Origin of the sequence: Pseudomonas sp. MD195_PC81_125 (genome assembly GCF_014060985.1) — a bacterium.
GTDB lineage: Bacteria > Pseudomonadota > Gammaproteobacteria > Pseudomonadales > Pseudomonadaceae > Aquipseudomonas > Aquipseudomonas parakoreensis.
Genome location: NZ_JABULD010000821.1, coordinates 1 through 614, shown reverse-complemented (window position 1 = coordinate 614; position 614 = coordinate 1). Strand labels below are relative to the sequence as shown.

Annotated in this window: 1 pseudogene; it reads left to right on the top strand. The window is 48.5% G+C overall.

The features are described from left to right. Window positions 1-601 (top strand): annotated as a pseudogene (locus HT737_RS29515) (type IV secretion protein Rhs); the annotation flags it as partial. Between the last annotated feature and the right edge of the window lie 13 nt (window positions 602-614).

Below are 614 nucleotides of genomic sequence, written 5' to 3'. Positions count from 1 at the left end.
TGGTCGAGCCTTTCTCTTTTCAGGTACGGTCATGGCCGTCGGTAGCGGCATCCTTGACGGTGGATGGGAGGCAATTAAAGGCGTTTGGGATGGAATCAAACTTGTCCTCGATATCCTTCAGGATCCTGGCAAATTTGGAAAAAAATTAGGCGAAGGTGCGCAAGAGCTAATTGATGTAGCAAAAACCGCCCCTGATGTCATGAAAAAAGCCATGCTTTTAGCCAGTGACGAAGCAGCGCTTTTTCTCATGATGCACACTGCGATTATCTGGCTGGCCAGCTTGCCACCGATGAAAACCGCAGGCGATGCCGCAAAGATGACTACAGCGGCTGTCGTGGGTATTGCCATCGACATCGTCATTTCCATCGTTTTGACAGTGGCAGCCGAAGGCACGGGGCTGATTTATCTCGTCGCACGAATCAAGAAATACGGAGAAATCGTCCTTAAAGCCGTTGTTAATTTTGTTAAGTCAATCTTTGAAATTATTAAAGGCTTCATGGCATACGTTACCAAGTATGTTCCAGTGGCCGCGCGCGGTATTGGAAGGCAAGTTAAACAAGGCGTAGTGCAAGTTCGATTCGATGGTAAGACAAACGCTCGCTAGGTACTGGGGC